Annotated in this window: 17 protein-coding genes and 3 tRNA genes; 14 read left to right on the top strand and 6 right to left on the bottom strand. The window is 61.6% G+C overall.

Going from position 1 to position 21,351, the window contains the following annotated elements:
- Nucleotides 1-103: 103 nt before the first annotated feature.
- Both menA and OZY47_RS06280 read left to right on the top strand, forming a co-directional pair.
- The gene (gene menA, locus OZY47_RS06285) at nt 104-1,126 is read left to right on the top strand and encodes a 1,4-dihydroxy-2-naphthoate octaprenyltransferase (RefSeq protein ID WP_277179194.1); all 1,023 of its coding nucleotides are present in this window, start codon (nt 104-106) and stop codon (nt 1,124-1,126) included.
- A 188-nt stretch (nt 1,127-1,314) separates the two neighbouring features.
- Nucleotides 1,315-2,061, top strand: coding sequence for a phosphoglyceromutase (locus tag OZY47_RS06280; RefSeq protein WP_277177494.1), 747 nt, complete (start codon nt 1,315-1,317; stop codon nt 2,059-2,061).
- A 216-nt stretch (nt 2,062-2,277) separates the two neighbouring features.
- Here OZY47_RS06280 and phoU read toward each other — a convergent pair whose 3' ends face one another.
- A complete protein-coding gene (gene phoU, locus OZY47_RS06275) occupies nt 2,278-2,955 on the bottom strand; it encodes a phosphate signaling complex protein PhoU (RefSeq protein ID WP_277177493.1) in 678 nt (225 codons plus the stop codon).
- Between the two features lie 171 nt (nt 2,956-3,126).
- A complete protein-coding gene (locus OZY47_RS06270) occupies nt 3,127-3,384 on the bottom strand; it encodes a hypothetical protein (protein ID WP_277177492.1) in 258 nt (85 codons plus the stop codon).
- A 160-nt stretch (nt 3,385-3,544) separates the two neighbouring features.
- Here OZY47_RS06270 and manA point away from each other — a divergent pair, with 160 nt between their 5' ends.
- The 4 genes from manA to OZY47_RS06250 all read left to right on the top strand — a co-directional run bounded on the left by manA (nt 3,545) and on the right by OZY47_RS06250 (nt 8,224).
- On the top strand, nt 3,545-4,984 hold the full coding sequence (gene manA, locus OZY47_RS06265) for a mannose-6-phosphate isomerase, class I (RefSeq protein WP_277177491.1): 1,440 nt from the start codon (nt 3,545-3,547) through the stop codon (nt 4,982-4,984).
- Nucleotides 4,985-5,298: 314 nt separating this feature from the next.
- Nucleotides 5,299-6,249, top strand: a complete 951-nt coding sequence (locus OZY47_RS06260) for a CHAP domain-containing protein (protein ID WP_277177489.1) — start codon at nt 5,299-5,301, stop codon at nt 6,247-6,249.
- Nucleotides 6,250-6,379: 130 nt separating this feature from the next.
- Complete coding sequence (locus OZY47_RS06255) at nt 6,380-7,075, top strand: C40 family peptidase (protein WP_277177488.1); 696 nt, start codon at nt 6,380-6,382, stop codon at nt 7,073-7,075.
- 141 nt (nt 7,076-7,216) lie between these two features.
- Nucleotides 7,217-8,224, top strand: a complete 1,008-nt coding sequence (locus tag OZY47_RS06250) for a universal stress protein (protein WP_277177487.1) — start codon at nt 7,217-7,219, stop codon at nt 8,222-8,224.
- 216 nt (nt 8,225-8,440) lie between these two features.
- Here the strand turns inward: OZY47_RS06250 and OZY47_RS06245 are convergent, their stop codons facing one another.
- The gene (locus tag OZY47_RS06245) at nt 8,441-8,857 is read right to left on the bottom strand and encodes an OsmC family protein (RefSeq protein ID WP_277177486.1); all 417 of its coding nucleotides are present in this window, start codon (nt 8,855-8,857) and stop codon (nt 8,441-8,443) included.
- A gap of 211 nt (nt 8,858-9,068) precedes the next feature.
- Here OZY47_RS06245 and OZY47_RS06240 point away from each other — a divergent pair, with 211 nt between their 5' ends.
- The 3 genes from OZY47_RS06240 (at nt 9,069) to OZY47_RS06230 (ending at nt 11,426) form a co-directional block, all read left to right on the top strand.
- Nucleotides 9,069-9,938: a thymidylate synthase gene (locus OZY47_RS06240; protein WP_277177485.1), complete on the top strand. Its 870-nt coding sequence runs from the start codon at nt 9,069-9,071 to the stop codon at nt 9,936-9,938.
- A 49-nt stretch (nt 9,939-9,987) separates the two neighbouring features.
- Entirely contained in the window at nt 9,988-10,647 is a 660-nt protein-coding gene (locus OZY47_RS06235) for a dihydrofolate reductase (RefSeq protein ID WP_277177484.1), read from the top strand.
- Nucleotides 10,648-10,916: 269 nt separating this feature from the next.
- Nucleotides 10,917-11,426 carry a low molecular weight protein-tyrosine-phosphatase gene (locus OZY47_RS06230; protein ID WP_277177483.1) on the top strand — a complete coding sequence of 170 codons (510 nt, stop codon included), beginning with the start codon at nt 10,917-10,919 and terminating at the stop codon, nt 11,424-11,426.
- Nucleotides 11,427-11,819: 393 nt separating this feature from the next.
- Here OZY47_RS06230 and OZY47_RS06225 read toward each other — a convergent pair.
- The 3 genes from OZY47_RS06225 to OZY47_RS06215 form a co-directional block, all read right to left on the bottom strand.
- Nucleotides 11,820-11,895, bottom strand: a tRNA-Phe gene (locus OZY47_RS06225).
- A 46-nt stretch (nt 11,896-11,941) separates the two neighbouring features.
- Nucleotides 11,942-12,015 (bottom strand) — tRNA-Asp (locus OZY47_RS06220).
- 169 nt (nt 12,016-12,184) lie between these two features.
- Nucleotides 12,185-13,135 carry a DUF4190 domain-containing protein gene (locus OZY47_RS06215; RefSeq protein WP_277177482.1) on the bottom strand — a complete coding sequence of 317 codons (951 nt, stop codon included), beginning with the start codon at nt 13,133-13,135 and terminating at the stop codon, nt 12,185-12,187.
- A gap of 400 nt (nt 13,136-13,535) precedes the next feature.
- Here OZY47_RS06215 and trmB point away from each other — a divergent pair, with 400 nt between their 5' ends.
- The 5 genes from trmB to OZY47_RS06190 all read left to right on the top strand — a co-directional run bounded on the left by trmB (nt 13,536) and on the right by OZY47_RS06190 (nt 21,347).
- The gene (trmB, locus tag OZY47_RS06210; protein WP_348519385.1) at nt 13,536-14,336 is read left to right on the top strand and encodes a tRNA (guanosine(46)-N7)-methyltransferase TrmB; all 801 of its coding nucleotides are present in this window, start codon (nt 13,536-13,538) and stop codon (nt 14,334-14,336) included.
- Between the two features lie 580 nt (nt 14,337-14,916).
- Nucleotides 14,917-14,988, top strand: a tRNA-Glu gene (locus OZY47_RS06205).
- Between the two features lie 161 nt (nt 14,989-15,149).
- Nucleotides 15,150-18,287 (top strand): HAD-IA family hydrolase, encoded by a 3,138-nt coding sequence (locus OZY47_RS06200; RefSeq protein WP_277177481.1) that lies wholly within the window; start codon nt 15,150-15,152, stop codon nt 18,285-18,287.
- 250 nt (nt 18,288-18,537) lie between these two features.
- On the top strand, nt 18,538-19,710 hold the full coding sequence (locus OZY47_RS06195; protein ID WP_277177480.1) for an NAD(P)/FAD-dependent oxidoreductase: 1,173 nt from the start codon (nt 18,538-18,540) through the stop codon (nt 19,708-19,710).
- 455 nt (nt 19,711-20,165) lie between these two features.
- On the top strand, nt 20,166-21,347 hold the full coding sequence (locus OZY47_RS06190; protein ID WP_277177479.1) for an NAD(P)/FAD-dependent oxidoreductase: 1,182 nt from the start codon (nt 20,166-20,168) through the stop codon (nt 21,345-21,347).
- The last annotated feature ends 4 nt before the right edge of the window (nt 21,348-21,351 follow it).

The following is a 21,351-nucleotide window of genomic DNA, read 5'->3' as shown; positions in this document are numbered from 1 at the left end:
GCAATTACTCGAGTGACTTGGGGGTTCCCGCCAGTCTCAACATTGGCGGAGGCCGCTGGAAAGTCAGCAAGCAGCAAGTACAGGAGTGGGTCAGTTGAAGAATATGTCGCTATGGGTTTCAGGGCTTCGTCCGAAGACGTTGCCGGCCTCAATCGCGCCGGTGCTGGTGGGCATCGCCGCCGGATATCGCCTGGTGAAGGCGCCGGTCACCTGCGGGGCCGTGGCGCCCCAACCCACCGGATGCGTGGCTGGCGGACTGCCTGGCCCCGATTCATCATGGTCCGTTTTCGCCCTGCTTTCGGTGCTCTGCGTGCTGGTCGCGCTCTTCCTGCAAATCGCCGCCAACTTCGCCAACGACTATTCCGACGGCATCCGCGGCACCGACGAGGGCCGTGGCGAGACGGAAGCCAAGACCGCCAAACCGCAGCGCCTCACCGTCTCCGGCCTCGTCACCCCTCACCAGGTGTTGGCCGCCGCCGGCGTCAACGCCTTCATCGCTTGCCTGGCAGGTATCGCCGCCATCGTCATCACCGGCTACTGGGGTTTCTTCATCCTCGGCGTGCTCTGCCTGCTCGCCGGCTGGTTCTACGTGGGCGGCAAGCACCCCTACGGCTACGCGGGCTACGGCGAGGTCGGCGTCTTCCTCTTCTTCGGCCTGGCCGCCGTGCTCGGCACCGAATACGTGCTCGCGGGCAAGATCAACTCCGAAGGCGTGCTCGGCGCGGTGCTTTGCGGCCTCTTCTCGTGCGCCATCCTCATGGTCAACAACCTGCGCGACGTCGACGAGGACAAGGTCAGCGGCAAGATGACGCTGGGTGTGCGCCTGGGATACAAAAACGCCAAGACGGTCCTCTTCGTCACCTACCTTGTGCCCTTCGCCATCACCATCGTCATGGCCTTCGTGCCGCTGTACGAGGTCATCAGCCGCTCGTGGGCCATCAGCCTCGTCGGCATCGTGCTGACCGTGCTCGCCTTGCTGGTCGCGGCGGTCTGCGTCAAGGCGATGGTCGGCATGGTGCAAAGCGTCAATGCCGGCAATTTCGTCAAGGCCCTGCCGATGTGCAGCATGACCGTGCTGCTGTTCTCGCTCGTCTTCATCTTCATGGAGCTTTCGTTGGCCTTATAAGGCTTTGCGGGGTTTCACTACGAGGTTCTTGTAGGTCTTGGTAACGGACCTTGCAGGGCTTTGAGCGTCGGGCTGTCATCGTGCTTTGCGTGGTGGCCTGACGCTTTCGTATAGTTTGCGTCAATACGCTATGTGAACGCTCACAATTTTGGTGCCCGTCCGTCCCATTGACCGCCTAGACTTGAAGCATGTCATATAGATTAGTATTGCTCCGGCACGGCCAGAGCGCATGGAACAAAACAAACCAGTTCACTGGCTGGGTGGACGTCCCGCTCACCGAGAAGGGCGTCGAAGAGGCCAAGCACGGCGGCGATCTCATGAAAGAGAAGAACGTCCTGCCCGACATCGTCTTCACCTCACTGCTGCGTCGCGCGATCAACACCGCCAACTACGCACTCGACGAGGCCGACCGCCTCTGGATCCCCGTCAAGCGTAGCTGGCGCCTCAACGAGCGTCACTACGGCGCGCTGCAGGGCAAGAACAAGTCCGAGATTCGCGAGAAGTACGGCGAGGAGAAGTTCATGATCTGGCGCCGTTCCTACGGCACCCCGCCGCCGGATATCGATCCCGACGACAAGTTCTCGCAGAACCACGACCCGCGTTACGCCGGCGATCCGGTGCCCGAGGCCGAGGCCCTGGCCAACGTCGTCGCGCGCGTCACCCCCTATTGGGAGTCCGACATCGTCCCCGAGCTCAAGAGCGGCAAGACCGTCCTGATCGCCGCGCACGGCAACTCGCTGCGCGCCATCGTCAAGATGCTCGACGGGCTGACCGACGAGGAGATCTCCAAGGTCAACATCCCCACCGGCATTCCGCTGGTCTATGAGCTTGACGAGGATATGAAGCCGATCAAGCCCCGTGGCGAGTACCTCGATCCCGAGGCCGCCGCCGCTGGTGCCGCGGCCGTCGCCGCACAGGGCCAGGCCAAGAAGTAAGTTTCTGGTTGTTCACAAAAGGGTCCTTACGATTTCGTGTCGTAAGGACCCTTTTGTTTTTGAATCAGCTGAAGCCACTGCCTGCAGGTGGCTGCAGTCCTTGGCTGGTCAATACTGCTGCTAACCTGTCAATCCTGCTGGTTTTCGTATGTTTCTTGCCCCTGAAACGTACGTTTTGGAGCAGGATTGACCGGTTAGCAGCAGAAGCGACTGCGCTCACTCCTCGTCGAGGTCGCGGGGCTCTTTGCTGGGGTCGAAGCCGGAAACGATGTAGACCACCTGGCGGGCGATGGAAACGGCGTGGTCGCCAAGCCGCTCCATGAAGCGCGCCGTCAGCACCACGTCGATGAGCTGCTGCCTCGTGCCCTTCCAGGAGTCGTCAAGCACCAGATCGAAGGATTCCTGGTGCAGCTCATCGAGTTTGTTGTCGTCGGCGATCACCTGCTGGGCCAAGGTCGTGTCGCGGTCGGCGAGCATTCCCGGCAGCCGGTCGGCGGTGACATCGAGCAGCGCGCGCATGCTGGTGAAAATGCGACGGGTCTTCTCGTCGTCCGGCAAGGCCGAGTCGGGATAGGCTCGATGCGCGGTCTGCGCGATATGCTGCGCCAAATCGCCCATACGTTCGATGGTGGAGGCCAGCCGCAGCGTGGCGACGACCACCCGCAAATCCGTGGCCACCGGGCTCTGCTGTGCAAGAAGCCGCACGCACTGGTCGGTCACGGATTTCTCCAGCTCGTCGATGGCCTCGTCGCCGTCGATGACCTTCTGCGCCGCTTCCATGTCGCCGTCGAGCAGTGCCTTGCCCGCTCCGTGCATGGCGTCGCGCACGCTGGTCGTCATGTGCTCCAGGTCGTCGGCCACCGCTTCCAGTTCCTTGTTGTAGATGACTCGCATGGTTCCTCGTCTCGTTGTGATGGGCTGTGGTCGGTCGTCCCGGAGGAGTCTCGGTGGTTGGTTTGATTGGATATCGTTACGTTTTGGGCCGTCGTTGATGACGGATGTCACATACTGAATATTGAATTATTGCGAACTGAATTGCAAGCCAAACGACCTGCGGAACCGGCACTAATCCGCGCCGAGCCTGCGATAGTCCCAGCGGTCGAAATGCTCCCAGACAAGCAGCAACACGCCGATGATGACCCCGGAGGAGCACAACACGAGCGCCTCGAGCACCTTGAACCCGCAGATGAGCAGGACCACGGTGACGGCCAGAGCGATCAGCCACCAGCTGGTCACAATCGCAAACGTTTTGCGCAGGTCGACGCGCACCGGCTTTGGCGGTGGCTTGCATACGTCCGGGTTGATGATTGGGGTCAGCTTCATATCGACGATTTTAGTATCCGGGGCTAACCTTGGGACTTGACTGTAGGCTTAGAACGATGAACGCGGCCCGGCGTCCCCGCTTCCGGTGGGTGTCGGGGCTATCGTCGCCAAACGGAACCACAAAGGAACCAACAGCGGAGCCACCAAGAAAGGAGCGCGCGTGTATCCGATCCATCCGGTCGTCAAGCGATATGCGTGGGGCTCCCATACCCGCCTGCAGTCCATGTTCGCCGACGTTTTAGCACTTGACGAGGGCGATGCCGAGCCGGCGAGCGGCCCCATCGCCGAGATGTGGTTCAGCGGACACGCCCAGTGGCCCTCGATGGTCGATCTCGGGGGAGGCGTGCGCGCGCCCCTGACCGACCTCATCCGCAGCGACCCCGAGGCGATGGTGGGCACCCGCTGTTCCGAGCGTTTCGGCCCGGTCTTGCCATATCTGCTCAAGGTGATCTCGGCGGGCACCCCGCTTTCGCTGCAGGTCCATCCGGTCGATTTCGAGGCGCGCGCCGGTTTCAATTTCGAGACCGCGCTCGGCCGGCCGATTGAGGACCCCGACCGCGCCTTCAAGGACGCCGTGGCCAAGAACGAGATGGTGGTGGCACTTGAGCCCTTCGAGGCCTCCGTCGGTTTCGCCTCGCCGGCCTTCATGCTGGCCAACCTCACGCTGGTTGACCACCCTGTGGCCAAGCGGATGGTCCGCGCGCTGACCAAGGCGCCGAGCGAGCGCACCGGGGGAGGGCCGTCGGTGACGCAGGCCTCCGATTTTGCGGCGGCCGACGCCATGATGCCGATCGCCGCGATGGTGTGGCCGGAGTCGCGCAAACGGGTGTTCCGCGCCTTCCACACCGCCGTCACCGCCGATTCCGAGACCGGCCTCGAGCCCGCGTTGCGCAAGGCCCGGGCCACGGTCTCCGACCCACGCTCCACACTCGCGTTCGACAACGCCCTGCGCGCCTGCCAGACCTTCGAGGGTGACCCGAGCGTGCTGGCGCTGCTGATGATGAACCCGGTCTCGCTGCAGGAGGGCGATTCGGTGTTCATCGCCGCGGGCACCCCGCACGCCTATATCAGCGGCACCGGCATCGAGATCATGACCAACTCCGACAACGTGCTGCGCGCCGGGATGACCGTGAAAAGCAAGGACATCCCCGATTTCATGAAAAGCCTCGACTGCTCGTGCGGCGCGCCCGTCAACCCCACCGTCAGCCGTTTCGCCGACCTTGGGACCATGTTCGGCAACCGCGTTTTCTACCGCCCGCGCATCAGCGAGTTCGCCCTGGCCTATGGACGCGTGGGCTCGGGGCGCAGGCCTTGGCCGGTCTGGGAGAAGATCACCCAGCGCTACGACGAGCTGCCACAGGTCAGCCGCCGGGCGCCGCGGCATTTCGGCCCGCGCATCATCGTCTGCACCGAAGGCTCGGTGGCCTGCGCCAGCGCCAAGGAGGAGCGGGTGCTTTGCCAGGGCGACGCCATCTTCGTGCCGGCCAGCGATGGCAGGGTGACGATCAGCGTGGCCGGAGGCAGCCCGACGCGGGCCGGTCGCAGGCGGTCGGAGGCCTCGCCGACGGGGTCGTTCGTCTACGCCTGCACGCAGGTCTAGGGCGACGTCAAGCGTTGTCGCGAAGCGGAAATGTGATGCGTCAAGCCGTCGGCGAAAGCCGTTCTGTAATGCATTTGCAGTTTGTATTGAAATTGTGAAAAAGTGACACGCCGGGGGTTTCGTTGTTTTCCCCTTATTGCTGCCGTTGCGGCACAATCGAGCCTTTTGGAAATTCGACCGGTCGGGTAGAATAATGGACTGTTGTAAGTGATGCATCTTACATTGCTTGGTTTGTTGCGGTTGGCATGTGGTATCGTGCCAACTTGTTATCAAGTGTTGAAGAATGTGGACGGCATTCGCAAGGAGTTAAACGTATGGGGCATGCAGCGCACAAGGCGCACGGACGCTTGGGCGGTCTGTCGATATCAGGGTTGATGTCGAAGTCCAGCCACGCCGCGCACTCTGCGAAAGCTATGCGTCGCGCCGAGGCGATGGCCTCAGATGGCGCGGTCGTCGAGCTTGATGCCGCCGTCGCCGAGAAGATCAACGAGATCATTCCCCCCACCCGTCGTTCCATCCGCATCGAGCGCCAGGCCCAGAGCCGCCGTCATGCGGCGGTGGTCTCGGCCTCGTTGGCCGCTTTGGTGGGCACCACGGCCACGGCCGCGATGGCCTTGGGCGGGGTCAACCGCTCGCGCATGGCTGTGGCCGACCCGACCACGACCTCGAACATCAGGGCCGCCGGCGCCGCCTCGCGCTCCGAGGACCGCGCCTCCCTCAACGGCACGCAGGTCAACGGCCACAATGCCCAGACCAGCAACTATGGTGCCTGGGACCTCGGTGATTCCAATACTTCCCTCGATGTCGCGATGATGTCGAAATCCGCGGCGAACAACCCCAAGGTGGCCGACCTGATGGATCAGGACGCCGGCCTTCTCCCCGCTGGGTTCAACCCCAACCACGACACGGGCGACACCGGCAACGCCTACGAGTTCAGCCAGTGCACCTGGTGGGTCTACGTGCGTCGCCACCAGCTTGGCCTTCCCGCCGGCTCGCATATGGGCAACGGCGCGATGTGGGGCAGCTCGGCCAGGGCCCTCGGCTATTGGGTCGACAACACCGCCCGCCATGTCGGCGACATCATGGTCTTCGCCCCCGGCCAGGACGGCACGGATCCGACCTGCGGCCACGTCGCCATCATCGAGAAGATCAACCCCGACGGCTCGGTCGAGACCTCGGAGTGCGGCAGCGTGATGAACGGCAAGACCTACTCCAAGACCTACACCGCCGCCCAGGTCGCCCAGCACGAAATCATCCACTACTGATTTCGCTGTCGGCATGAAGATAATGTGACGCCCATCATATTGGGCTTTTCAAGTTACACCCCTTATTTTTCGTGTCATTTATGTAAAACAATTGACCTTTTTTGTTTGGTCTGCTTGTTATGGTGGAGGAATGATGAAATTCACGAAGTCCTGCTCTGCTATCGCGGCTGTCGCCCTTGTGGGTTCGGCGCTCTTCGCATTCTCCTCGACCGCCTCTGCCACTACTGAAGACAGTGTTCCGGTCACTTCATCGCGCTCGTTCCGCAAGGTCAACACCGTCAAGAAAGACCTGCTCAAGGAATCGACATCCACCAGTGTGGACGCGCAGTCGAGCTGGGGCGGTATCGAATCGCTTGACGTGCCCCAGACCCAGTCCCAGTCCGAGAAGGACGCGGCCGCCGCTCAGGCAGCCTCGCGCTCGGCAAGTCGTGAGTCGTTGACCAAGGGTGATTTCACCATCACGCCTCCCGACGGCCAGACCTCCGCCGCGCTCGTCAAGTTCGCCGTGCAGTTCGTCGGCCAGGTTCCCTACGTCTACGGCGGCAACACGCCTGCTGGTTGGGATTGCTCCGGCTTCGTGCAGTACGTCTATGCCCAGTTCGGTTTCAGTCTTCCTCATTCCTCCGGCGCCCAGGCCGGGGTGGGTCGTGCGGTCGCCGATCTCTCGCAGGCCATGCCGGGCGACATCATCGCCAACGGTGATCACGCCGCCATCTATATCGGCAATGGCATGGTCGTCAACGCGATGTCACCGGGCCAGGGAACCCAGATCTGCCCTGTGGGCACGGTCTTCCCTGGCGGGTATTCGATTCGTCGTCTGCTCTGAGGTCTTATGAACTTTCTATGACGCGCTCCGTAATGGGGCGCGTTTCGCTTTGTTGAGCGCGCAAACTTACACGAGTTATCCGACCCGCGGTATTCTTAGTACAGAGGCGGTGTTGAGTGCCGCTGATTCAAGGAGGTAGTCATGGTAAACGACAAGGCCATTCTGGTGGGCGTAGATGGATCGCAAGCCAGCTACAAGGCGACATGGTGGGCCGCGAACTACGCCAAGCACGCGGGGCTCACCCTGCAGATCGTGTGCGCGTACTCGCTGCCGAGCTATGCCGCGGTGTCATTCGATTCCACATACACGTCGATGGGCGACGACAACGCGGCCCACATCGACGCCCAGGAGATTCTTTCCAAGGCCAAGGCCATCGCCAATGAGCAGGGCGTGGACGCGCAGACCCTCATCGTCACTGGCGACCCCTCGTCGGTCTTCGTTGAGCTCTCGCGCAACTACAATCTGATCGTCATTGGCAACCGCGGCAAGGGTGGCCTGGCGGAGCGACTGCTCGGCACCACCAGCTCGTCGCTGCCGGCCTACGCCTATTGCCCGATCATCGTGGTGCCCTACACCGACGACGACGGCAAGACGATGCATCTGAACAACAACATCACCAGCGTCGCCGTGGGCATCGACGCCAGCGAGTGGGGACTCAAGGCGTTGCAGATCGCCGCCGACCTCGCCGCCGACCGTGGCGCCGAGCTCGACGTCATCGACGCGGTGGCCGGCCTGCAGGGCGTCAGCGACGAGGACGGCGTCTACGACTCCTACATGGAGGATCTGGAGTCCGACATCGCCCCGATTCGCAAGGCCCACCCCGATCTCAAGATCACCAAGACCATCGTTCCCGAGTCCGCCGTGAGCGCCCTGACCAAGGCCAGCTACGACCACGACATCGTGGTCGTCGGCTCGCGTGGCAAGGGCGGGTTCACTGGCCTGCTCGTCGGCTCGACCAGCCAGGGGCTCATCCAGCACGCGGCCGGCCCGGTCTACGTGGTGCCGCGCAAGTACGTCGAGGCCGAGAAGTCGCGCTCTGACGGCACGCTGGAAGGTGTCAGCGGCGTCGAGAAGGTGTCGGTGGAGACCGCCGGCAGCGAACAGGCCGAGGCCATCGAGTCCTCGATCGACCCGGAGCACAAGGGCTGATTTACTGGTAGCGCATAACGCATAACGTATAGCAAAGCCCCGGCGTCCACGGTGATGGATGCCGGGGCTTTCGCTACGCCGCGCGAATCGCGTGTCAGTAAGTAATGTGGTGACTGCGGGCAAGCAGGCGACGGTCAAAACAGTAAGGCTCCGACGCTCAAGATGACGAACGTCGGGGCCCTATTGTTGCTCGCTTGATATTGCGGAAAGGCGGCCTTACTTGGTGAGCACCTTGACCTCCATGCTCACCGGCGTGGCGACCTCATAGGTGTGCATCACCGTGCAGGACTTGTCGATATGCTTGGCGACGCGGTCCTTGAGCTTCTCCACGTCCTCGCCGTGGATGCCGGCGCTGCGCGCGTCGACGACCACCTGCTCGCGGAAGGCGGTGTAGCCGTCGGCCTCGCGGTCGTAATCGCCGTCGACGGTGATCTTCGCGCCTTTGCCCTCACCCAGGGAATTCTCGATGGTCATCTGGCTGGAAAGCGCGCCGCAGGCCGCCAGCGCCACCTTCATCAGGTCGCCGGGGTTGAACTGGCCCTTGCCGTGCCCGAACTTGATGTGCGCGCCCTCGTCGCTGAACGCGTCCCAGGAGCCGTCCTTGTTGCGCTCCACCCACAGTTTCTTCGCCATTGCGTACCTCCTCGCGGTTGTGCCTTGCTGGTGTCAAGGCGTATCCCTACCAATCTAACCCCAAGCCCCGTCGTACGGGCGAGGTGTTGGTGAGCGAACAGGATACATCCAATCCGGCGCGTTTTCCCTCGGTGAAACGAATGCGGTGGTGCGGTGGACATGGTATTCGTCGCGAGCGCAAGGCCGACCCGGGTTGCTAGAATGGTTGGTTATGTTGAACCAAGAACAGCTTGAAGAAATTCGTCGCGAGATTCCCGACCGTCCGCAAACCGACATCCCGATGCCCTATGAGGACCTCGTACGCAAGATCCTGCGCGAGGGGACGCTCAAGACTGACCGCACCGGCACGGGCACGATCTCGCTGTTCGGCCAGCAGATGCGCTTCGACCTGTCGAAGAGCTTCCCGTTGCTGACCACCAAGACCGTGTTCTTCAAGGGCATCGCCTACGAGCTGCTGTGGTTCCTCAAAGGCTCGAGCAACGTGCGCTGGCTGCAGGAGCACAACGTGCACATCTGGGACGAGTGGGCCGACGAAAACGGTGACTTGGGTCCGGTTTACGGCGTGCAGTGGCGCAGTTGGCCCGCACCGACCAAGGATGATCCAAATCGCACCATCGACCAGATTTCCAATGTGTTGGATCTTATCAAAACACATCCGGACTCACGCCGTATGATCGTCACTGCGTGGAACCCGGCCGAGGTCGAGGAAATGGCGTTGCCGCCCTGCCATGCGCTCTTCCAGTTCTATGTGGCCGATGGCAAGCTTTCATGCCAGCTTTACCAGCGTTCCTGCGACATGTTTCTAGGAGTGCCGTTCAACATCGCGTCCTATTCGCTGCTTACGTTGATGATGGCGCAGCAGACAGGCCTCGAGCCGGGGGAGTTCGTTTGGACCGGCGGCGATTGCCACGTCTACGACAACCACATCGAGCAGGTGCTCACCCAGCTCGGCCGCGAGCCTTATCCGTATCCGCAGATCAGGATTGAAAAGGCGGACTCGATCTTCGACTATAAGTACGAGGATTTCGAGATTTTGAACTACCAGCATCACCCGTCCATCAAGGCGCCGGTGGCCGTCTGAACCGGTCGATAGACTTGGTGCCAAATGCCGTATTCAAGGAGTGAATGAAATGGAGCATGACAGTAGTCGCAGTGGCTATCACGAACCCGTGCCCGGATCCGCCGGGCAACGAGTGGTCGAGGACTGGGGTGACGATGTCGTCAAAACCTTCTCGGTCAATCTGATTTGGGTGTGCGCCTCCGATATGCAGGGCCGCCCCAACGCGATGGGATTCCAGGGTGGCATGCCTTGGCATTTGGCCGAGGACATGCGGCGTTTCAAGGAGCTCACCGTCTCGCACCCGGTGATCATGGGCCGCAAGACCTGGGATTCACTCAACCCCAAGTTCCGTCCGTTGCCGAACCGCGACAACATCGTTGTCACGCGCGACCCGCAATTCAAGGCCGCCGGTGCGACCACGGCCAATGACATCGAGGCGGCGCTCGATTTCGCCCGTCAGGAGGCCATTCCCGACGACGGCCTGGACCGTAGCGAGATCTGGGTGATCGGCGGGGCGCAGATCTTCCGCGAGATCATGCCGTTCGCCAACAAGGCCTATGTAACCTACATCCGCGGCCGTTTCGACGCCGACACCTACGCGCCCGACATGGGCGAGATGCTGCGTTCCGGTGCCTGGAGCGTGGTGGACGACGGGCGTTGGATGAGCCCCAAGAAGCACGAGAAGGGTGTGGAGGCCTTCCGCTTCGCCACCTACAAGAAGAACCTCTAAGTCTACCTGGCTTTTGCTGATGCGTTTAGCGCAGTGACGCGGGTATCGCCGGTTTCGCGGCGGTATCCGCGTCGTTGCATATAGCGGTGATTTGAGGTGCTTGCTGGGCTGCGTCGGTGTGCCGTCGCGTTCCGTTTCGAATATTTGCCTATTCATATCCGCTTGGGTCGCAGCATTTATTCGGGCGGCTGTAGTTCGTGTTCCGTATAATGCGTCCCAGAACTTTGTATTTCGAAAGCCTGTATTCCCGAAGGAAAGTTGCCAGAACAATGTCCAAGAAGCCTTACACCGTCATGACCGTCTGCACCGGCAATATCTGCCGGTCGCCCATGGCCGAGATCATCCTGCGCGCCCGTTTCGAGGACGCGGGCCTGGCCGACCGCGTGCGCGTGATGTCGAGCGGGGTGAGTGACGAGGAGCACGGCAATCCCATCGACCGCAGGGCCGTGCGGGTGCTCAAGGCCAGGGGCTACGAGATTCCGGCGCACCATTTCGCGCACCGCATCACCCCCGAGGAGATCGAGGAGACCGACCTCTTCCTGCCGATGACCGCCTCGCATATGCGCGAGCTGCTGTGGCAGCTGCCCGAGGAGAAGCGCTCCGAGGTCCACCTTTATCGCAGTTTCGACCCGGACCTCCCGAAGCCCGCGAAGGGGCACGAAAGCGAGATCGACCTGGTGGACCCGTGGTACGGCGGTCCGCGCGACTTCGACATCGCCATCGACCAGATCGACGGCGTCGCCCCCTACATCGTCGATTGGGTCGCCAGGCAGCTCTGAACAGAGCAGGGAGCGGTGGCCGCGGCGTCATCTTTAAGTGTTCTTGCCGCGTTGCATTAGCGGAGACAGGGAAGGCGATACACCTCGGCCCCGGTGTCTGTTTCCAAACATCGGGGCCGACGGCCATATTGAGAAAGACATGTAATGTCTAGTATCAGTTGCGACCCCTTCCGATAAAGCTTTATTGCCGCCTAATCTTCGAAAGGTTTGCGATGCCGCAACCGACAAGAACAATATATCACCTGATTTAGGATATTCCTTTTTTACAGGAAGCAAGTCCTCTGCATCCTGTTTCTTGAATCTGCTGGGTAAATGCTGGGTTTGGTGAGGACCAGCTCGTCGGTGAGAATGAAAAAGTCTCGAAACCGTGATGACTTGGTTTCGAGACCTGAGTGGTGGCTCCGAGCGGCATCGATCCGCTGACCTAACGATTTTCAGTCGTTCGCTCTACCAACTGAGCTACAGAGCCATGAATAAATCAAAAACCCGGCGAACCGGGCTTAAGACCATTCGAGCGACTCCGGCCAGACTTGAACTGGTGACCTCCGCCGTGACAGGGCGGCGCTCTAACCAACTGAGCTACGGAGCCGTGGCTTGCTTTCATCAAGCAGCCGAGTATCTATATTACTGAAAACCGGGAAATGCGCAAGTCTTGGATGAGGCACAGCGTGTCGCCTAGTGTTCCAGCGATTTTTCCGTGTCGTCATACAAAACGTCGGCAAGCGCCGTCAAACTAACGTCCTGATGGCCACGCGTCTTCAGAGCCACTGCGAGAGACCGGTGGTCTGCAGATACAGGGTCTCGGCGACGTTGCCATCCGCGCCGCTGAGCATGGAGGGCTTGGCCCAGATGAGATCGGCGGTGTCCTGCGTGCTGGCCTGGATGCCGTGGTCGGTGTCGAGGTATGTCTGCTCCGAGGAACAATCCTCGTCGTAATAGCAGTCGTCATCGTCCGAATATGAGGAGTCGCCGGCCATCGAGATGGCCACGACGATGAGGACGACCACGATGATGAGCGAGACGGTGCCGATCGCGCTGATCACAATGCCCGCGATGCTCAGCCCCTTGCTCTGCTCGCCGGTCTTGTTGATTTGGTTCATCGCGATGATCGAGAGGACCAGGCCGACGGGAGCGAAGATGAAGGAGAGGACGAAGCCCACGATGCACAGCGTGTTCCAGCGGTTGCTCTCAACGGGGACGTAGGGGACGTATCCGCCGTTCGCCGCCGTGTTCGGCTGGGTTTGGTAGCTCGGCGTGTACGGCTGGTATTGCCCGGCGTATGGCTGCGCGGCCGGGGCGCTGTAGTTCGGCTGCGGGTTGCCCTGGCTCTGCTGGTACTGGCCGTTGCCCGGATTCCCGGCACCCTGCCCGCCGATGTAGCCGTCGAAGGAATATGACGACGTCGGCGTGCCGTAGGGCGACTCATATGGTGAGCTGGCCTGGTTGGCGGATTGAGGTTGCTGAGGCTGCTGGGGTTGCGATTGCTGGTTCACGCCCGGCGCCTGCTGGCCCGCTCCGGCGGCCGGCCGGTTGGTGTTGGCCGAGGGCTGGCTCGCGGCGGATGCGTTGGCGTTGAAGGTCTGCGTCGGCTTCTGCCACGCGCCGTTCGCGTTGTATTGCGGGCCGCCCTGCTGGCCGGGGTTCGGTGAGCCGGTGGCGCCTTGGCTCGGCTGCGGGTCGTTTGTGCTGCTGGAACTATAGTTGTTCATAGGTATCAGTCTACATGTCACCGGCGCGCCCGCGCCAATCTGTGGCGGATTTCATCACGGAATTTGCAACGTTCTATGCTTTTCGTTGTGCTTCCGCCAGTCTCGCATTGTCATGCGGCTTTGACGGGTCTCAGCAAGCGCACAAAATCCATCCACACATATCGTTTGCCATACACCCGGGAAAATCACCGGCCCATGCATGTTTCCTATCGCTGACTCACGCTGAATGATAGAAAATGTTCTGATATGGACATTTCCTATCTGTGAGCATCACTCAGCGATAGAAAAGTACCCCAATGGACGTTTTCTGTTGGTGAGTGCGAATCAGCGATAGAAAATCGGTGGGAGAGGCCTATGGACGGGCGGTGGATGGTGGTGGGGCTGACGATAGACTGGCGGGGTGCAAGAGAACAACAAGACGCAGATTCATCATGTCCTTTCGTTTGTGAGGCGCACCGGGCGCTTGACCGACCGGCTCCAGCGCGCGTGGGACAAGTATTCGCCCGACTTCCTGCTCGACATCAACCCCGCGCCAGGCTCGCTCGACATCAGGCCGGGGTTCGTCTTCGATGCCGCCTTCGCCCGGGAGGCCTGGGGCAACGGCCATCCGGTGATCGTCGAGATCGGCACCGGGCAGGGCGAGAACGTGGTGGCGGCGGCCGAGGCGCGCTCCGATGTGAACTTCTTGGCGGTGGAGGTCTATGATCCGGGCGTGGCGCACACCATGTTGATGGCGGGCAAGCGCGGCCTGTGCAACCTCCGTATCGCCCAGGTCAACGCCCCCGAATTGTTCGCGGTGGCCGAGCCGGGAGCGATCGACGAGGTGTGGACGTTCTTCCCCGACCCGTGGCCCAAGATGCGCCACCACAAGCGCCGCATCGTGCAGCCCGACCTGGCGTGCGACATCCACCAATCGTTGAAGCCGCAAGGTTTGTGGCGTCTCTCGACTGATATCGAAGACTATGCGCTGCATGTCCACGAGGTGATGGACGGCCGCGATGACTTCAGCAATGTCGGCACGTTCACGGTCTCGCTGCCTACCGAGCATGTGGGCAAGGGGACGGCGGGGGAGGCCGCTTCGTTGCCTCACGCCGATTTCAAGGAATCCGAGCGGTTCGGCGGCCGCGTGCTGACGAATTTCGAGAAGAAGGGCCTCGCCGCCGGCCGCCTGATCCACGATTTCACCTATCAGGCGCTCTGAAACGGCCGCGTCCAAACCCAAATCCAACCAAGGGTTCCATATCCACGGTGGTCATGGACCGGAATATTTGGTCCATGACCTTGGTCTTGTCTTGCGGACGTAGGTGTCTCGTCCCGTTGCTTTTCTTTGGGAATTCGGGGTGTGGGTGATTCTGATTGGTCTTCGGCACGCCTACTCGCTTATGCCGAAGAACAATCACTGAGGGCTCCTCAATGAACGGTTTTCGGCATCCCCGATATCCTATGCCGAAGAACGCTTACTGGCGGTTGCCAGGTGAACGGTTTTCGGCATTCCTGACTATTCATGCCGAAGAACAATCTGAAAAACCAAACATTCCAGTCCATGACTCAGCGAGGAAAGGCATGATCGGAGCACGCCAACCTTCGCCGTATGGCATCCCCGATAGAGCCCACGGATAACGTCGCAAAATCGGGCCGCAAACCCGCCGCGAAATCGTCGAAAAGGCGCTCGCGGCGGGCGGTTCCGCGCCCTTTGTGCCGCAAGGCCGCCCGGCCCCGGAAACACAACACGCCGAGGGGCTTTTCGGTCTGCCTTCTCACGTAACCTAAAAAGGTTGTTGGCCCCCTTCGTCTAACGGTTAGGACACCAGACTTTCAATCTGACAACGAGAGTTCGACTCTCTCAGGGGGTACTTTCCTAGGGTTTTTCCACCGCGTGTATGCATGGGCTGATCCATGGATGGACTTCTAGCATGTGTGACGCAGTTTGGCTGTGGTTTTGCCTGTCTTGTGCCAAGTCGAATGAACGAGTTGGTTGTTGTGGTTCCTGATGTCAGCGAAGAGGAGCGGGACGATGGGCGTGGAGCAGAACGAGACCGAAAACAAGGCTGAGGGCATGGTGGCCCAAAACATTTCGAATACGAATCCCGCAATGGCAGGCAATGGCAGCGAGCCCAGTAAGCCCGACAAGCCCTTCACCTGGCGCCTGGAGGATTTCGACGCCGCCCTCTTCGACCTCGACGGCGTGCTCACCCCTACGGTCAACCTGCACAAGGAGGCCTGGAAGCGGCTTTTCATCTCGGTGCTCCCCGACGATGTGGCGCCTTATACCGACGAGGACTATTTCAAATACGTGGACGGCAAGCCGCGTTACGACGGCGTCGACGCGCTGATGCGCAGCCGTGGCATCGTCCTCGAGCACGGCAATCCGGAAGACACCCCCGACCAGAACACCATCTGCGGGCTCGGCAACCGCAAGAACGAGGAGTTCGAGCGCCTGCTGCACGAGCAGGGCATCGAGCCCTACGACGATGTGGTCGACGTGCTGCAGCATCTGCGCGCCGTGGGCAAGAAGCTCGCCGTGGTCTCCAGCTCCCGCAACGCCCGCGAGGTGCTGCTCGCCGCCGGCATCCTCAAATATTTCGACATTGTGGTCGACGGCAACGTGCGCGCCCAGCACAACCTGGCGGGCAAGCCGGCCCCCGACACCTACCAATACGCCTCCCGTTCGTTCAGGGTGCGCTATTCCCGCTCGATCGTCCTGGAGGACGCGCTCTCCGGCGTGGCCTCGGGCGCGGCCGGCCACTTCGGCCTGGTCGTCGGCGTCGATCGCGGCGCGGGGCGGCAGGCACTGCTCGACGCCGGCGCCAACATCGTCGTCACCGAGCTCGGCCAGCTGCTCGACGGCAAATACGAGACTTCCGACCCCACCACACCAGGCCATCTCGACACCGAGAAATACCCGATCGACCCGTGGAGCTTCACGCAATACGGCGAGCCGAGCGAGGAGAGCGCCACCCTGTTCTCCGTCTCCAACGGCTCCATCGGCGTCAGGGCCGAATCCGGCCAGCCGAGGGACCTGGGCTCCGGCACGTTCATCAGCGGGTTCCACGAGACTTTCGCCATCAGGCACGCCGAGGAGGCCTACGGCTTCGCCAGGATCGGCCAGGTGGTGCAGGGTGTGCCCGACACCTCCGATTTCCGTTTCAGCGTCGGCGGCAGGGTGCTCACCGCGCCCGGCTGCTACAAGCAGAGCGTGGACTTCAAGCAGGGCACGGCCACCCGCAGCTATCGTTACGAGGTGGGGGAGAACGCCAGCCTCGAGGTCGAGATCACGACCATGGCCTGCCTCTTCCGCGCGGACCTTCTGGTGAACACGATCAAGCTGCATGCCGTGGGCGAGAGCCTCAAGGTGCATGTGGCCGCACCGATCAACGTGCAGCATCCCGAGGTCTCGCGCGACGTCGATCCGCGCAAGGCCGACCTCATCGCCGACGGCGGCCTACGCAAGCTCGAGGTCGACGCCGTCTCGCAAAGCGACAAGAACGAGACCTTCGGCGCCTACCACTGCAAGCACTCCGGGTGCACCATGGCCGTGGGCGTGGCCCAACGCGCCGATGGCGCCTCCGTGCCCCAGACCTTCGATATTGAGGTCGTCAACGGCCAGACGGCCACCGTCGTGCGCTATTCCGCCTACAACAACCACCGCGTCACCCCCATCGGCGTGCGCAAGGGCCTGAAGGCCGTGGGCCGCAACGGGCGCAACTCCGTGGTGCTCTTCCAGCGCTGCGCCTCCACCCTGGCCTGGGCCGAGCGGGAGGGCCTGGATTCCCTGTGTACCCTGCAGCGCCAGTGGCTCGAACGCTTCTGGTCGCAGGCCGACATCAACGTGGAGGCCGATGACGGCGGGCGCACCCAACAGGTGCTGCGCTGGGAGATCTTCCAGCTGGCGCAGACCACCGCCTTTGTGCCCAACGGCATCGCGGCCAAGGGCCTGAGCGGCACCGGCTATTCCGGTCACTACTTCTGGGACACCGAGGCTTTCATCGTCCCGTTCCTCACCTACAACTCGCCCGACCGCGCCAAGGACGCGCTCGACTTCCGCTACCGCATGCTGCCCGCGGCCCGCAAGCGCGCCGCCACGATGAACGTCGACGGGGCGCTCTTCCCCTGGAGGACGATCAACGGCGAGGAGGCCTCCGCCTTCTTCGAGGCCGGCACCGCCCAATACCACATCGACGCCGACATCGCCTACGCGGTCTGCCAGTACGTCTCGGCCACCGGCGACATGGAGTTCATGGGTGAGAAAGGCATCGACATCCTTGTCGAGACGGCCAGGATGTGGGCGAGCCTGGGCTACATGGGCCCCGACGGCCAATTCCACATCAACACGGTCACCGGGCCTGACGAATACAGCGCGCTGGTGGACGACAACTACTACACCAACGTCATGGCCCAATACAACCTGCGGGCCGCCGTCCGCGCTCTGGGCGACCTCGACGACCAACAGCGTTCCGAGGCGGTCAAGCGCCTGCAGATCCTCTCCGACGAATCCAGCCATTGGCTCGAGGTGGCCGACGCGATGACCCTGCCCGTGGATTCGGAGACGGGCATCCACCTGCAGGACGCCGATTTCCTCAACCGGCAGACCTGGGACTTCAAGCACAACACCCTGCGCCCGCTGCTGCTGCACTACCATCCGATGATGATCTACCGGCACCAGGTGCTGAAGCAGACCGACACCGTCTTGGCGCTCTACCTGCTCTCCCAGCAGTTCGACCTGCCCTCCAAGCTGCGCGACTTCGACTTCTACGACCCGCTGACCACCGGCGACTCCTCGCTCTCGGCCTCGGCCCAGCAGATCATCGCCGCCGAGGTGGGCCATGACGAGCTGGCCATGAAATACTTCGACGAGGCGCTCTACGCCGACGTGGCCAACCTGCACGGCAACACCTCCGACGGCATCCATCTGGCCTCGGCCGGCGGCGTGTGGCTCTCCGTGGTCTCCGGCTTCGGCGGCCTGCGCGACTCGGGCGGCCAGGGCCTCACCCTCGACCCGCGTCTGCCGGGGGAGTGGAAGTCGCTCACCTACCGCATCCGCGTGCATGGCTCGTTGCTCGAGGTCACGGTGCGCGCCGGCGGCGTCGACATCCAGCGCCTCTCCGGCGACCCGGTCTCGCTGGTCGTGGAGGGTGAAAAGCGAACCGTTTGACGTGAGTCTTATCTTCGGCGTCATCGCTTCCTTCTAAAAAGGTTTCGATAACGCCGAGTGCCAGATAAATGTGAATTAGTTCATATTCGATAGTCGTTTTGTGCATAAAAGTGTCTGATTCTGCAATTCTGCCATTATTTCGCACGTTTTGCGAATATTCTAAAGGTGTTACTTATCAATGAAGGATATGCATTAGCACGATGATGTCAATGCATTTCCCTCACCTTAATTCCCAATGGAGGGGGTTGCGATGACAACGATTGCTATTCTGGGCGCGGGTTACGGCGGTTTGCGTACGGCCAAGCAGCTGGTCAAGGCCAATGTGGACGCGAAGATCATCCTGGTGAACAAGAATCCGTATCACTATCAGTCCACCGAGCTGCATGAGGTCGCGGCCGGCACCAAGGAACCCGACGAGATCACCTTCGACGTGCGCAAGGCCGTCGACGACAAGGTCGACGTCGTCATCGACGAGGTCGTCAAGGTCGACCAGGACGCCAAGAAGGTCGAGTTGAAGAACGGCGACCCGATCTCCTATGACTACTTGGTCAACGCGCTGGGCTTCGAGTCGGAGACCTTCGGCATCAAGGGCGCCGACGAGAACGGCTGGCCGCTCATCGACATCGACACCGCCGTCGCGGCGCGCAAGCACCTCGAAGACACCCTGAAGAACTACAAGACCAGCCACGACGAGAACGACCTGCACATCGTGGTCTGCGGCGCGGGCTTCACCTCCATCGAGTACCTGGGAGAGCTCGTGTATCGCCTGCCCGACCTCGCCAAGGAATATGACTTCCCGCTCGACAAGGTCAAGATCGACTGCATCGAGGCCACCCCGAAGATCCTGCCGATGTTCGACCCGAAGCTGGCCGCCTGGGGCGTCAAATACCTCGAGGACCACGGCGTCACCTTCCATCCGGCCACCCCGATCACCGAGGTCAAGCCGAACGCCGTGATGAGCAACGACACCGCCTTCCCGGCCAACACGATCATCTGGACCACCGGCGTGCACGGCAGCCACGTAATCGCCGACTCCGGCTACGACCAGAAGCGCAACCGCGTGGTCGTCGAGGACGATCTTTCGGTCAAGGGCCATCCCGAGGAGTTCCTCGTCGGCGACGTCTCCGCCGTGCCGAACCCCGACAACGGCCGCCTCTACCCGACGACCGCGCAGATCTCCATCGCCCAGGCCGACACCGCCGCCGACAACATCGTGGCGCGCATCCAGGGCAAGGAGCCGAAGAAGTTCGTCTACAAGTCCCTGGGCACCCTGTGCTCGCTCGGGCCCAAGACAGGCATCGCCGAGGTCGACATGGGCGGCCACTGGAAGCTCAAGGGCGCGAAGGCGTCGGTGGCCAAGAAGGCCGTCGCCGACCGCTCCGTCACCGAGCTGACGGATGTGCCCGGCATCATGAAGAAGTAACAGACTTCGCGGGTGGGCCGGTCATGGGCCCGCCCACGAAAGATTGAGGTTGCCTTCCATCTTGCGATGGGGCGAAAGGCGCGGCGAGGGTCGATTCCCACGCCGCGCCTTTCTTGTTCGTATCACATTGACACTATGATGTATTTTATTGGTAGTGAACTTTTCGCTTTCCCTTTGCCGCCTGGGTGCCTGGCTGACTCGCCGGAAACCCTCGCGTCATGACATGAAATGATTTTTGTGGTCCAGTTGTGGGGGCTGCGGCAATCGAAAATGTGAGATAGCCAATAGTTGCGGAAAAATTGCGTCACAGAAGGGATTTCGCTGTACTTAAAACGTTTTTTGTTTGGCGTTGAAGATATCCTAATGGATGTATTTTGATAACGCAGAAGCCTTTCAAGGGATCATCAAGAGGCTTTCAAAGCGATAAACCATGAGTAAAAGAAGGGTATTTCCTTATGAAGAAAATTGTCGTACTGGGTGCTGGCTACGCCGGTATGAGGGTCGTCAAGAAGCTGGTGCAGGGCCACGCCGACGCGCAGATCGTGCTGGTCAACAAGAACCCGTACCACTATGAGGCCACGCAGCTGCACCAGGTGGCCGCCGGCACCAAGGAGGCCGCGGACATCACCTTCGACATCCGTCCGCTGCTGGCCGGCAGGAAGAACGTCGAGGTCGTCATCGACGAGGTGACCCGCGTCGACCAGGACGCCAAGAAGGTCGAGCTCAAGAACGGCGAGCCCATCTCCTATGACTACCTGGTGAACGCCTTGGGCTTCGAGTCCGAGACCTTCGGCATCAAGGGCGCCGAGGAGAACGGCTGGCCGCTGGTCGACATCGACACCGCCCTGGCCGCGCGCAAGCACCTCGAGGACACGCTGCGCCGCTACAAGACCAGCCAGGACCCCAACGACCTGCGCGTCGTGGTGTGCGGCGCCGGCTTCACCTCCATCGAATATCTGGGCGAGCTCGTCTACCGCATGCCCAAGATGGCCAAGGAATATGGCTTCCCGCTTGATAAGGTCAAGATCGACTGCATCGAGGCCTCGCCGAAGATCCTGCCGATGTTCGAGCCGAACCTGGCGGACTGGGGCGTGAAGTACCTCGAGAGCAAGGGCGTCAACTTCCACGTCGCCACCCCGATCACCGAGGTGAAGCCCAACGCCGTGGTCAGCAACGACGTCGAGTTCCCGGCCAACACCATCATCTGGACCACCGGCGTGCGCGGCAGCCACGTGATCGCCGACTCCGATTATGACCAGAAGCGTAATCGCGTGGTCGTCGAGGACGATCTGCGCATCACCGGCCACCCCGACCAGTTCCTGATCGGCGACGTCTCCGCGGTGCCGAACCCGAGCAACGGCCGCCTGTATCCCACCACCGCCCAGATCTCCATCGCCCTGGCCGACACGGCCGCCGCGAACCTCATCGCCCTACTCAAAGGCGGCCAGACGAGCAAGTTCGTTTTCAAGCCTATGGGAACCGTTTGCTCTCTCGGCCCCCACGCCGGGATTGCGTCGATTGACATGATGGGTCATTGGAAGCTCAAAGGTTCCAAGGTCTCCATCGTCAAGAAGATCGTGAATGACCGTTCCGTGCTGGAATTGGCCAATATTCGTACTATGCTTGAAAGCAACTAATCCT

It is taken from the genome of Bifidobacterium sp. ESL0790, from assembly GCF_029395435.1.
GTDB lineage: Bacteria > Actinomycetota > Actinomycetes > Actinomycetales > Bifidobacteriaceae > Bifidobacterium.
Note: the sequence above shows the minus strand (reverse complement) of the source record. Positions and strands in the feature narration are given on the sequence as shown.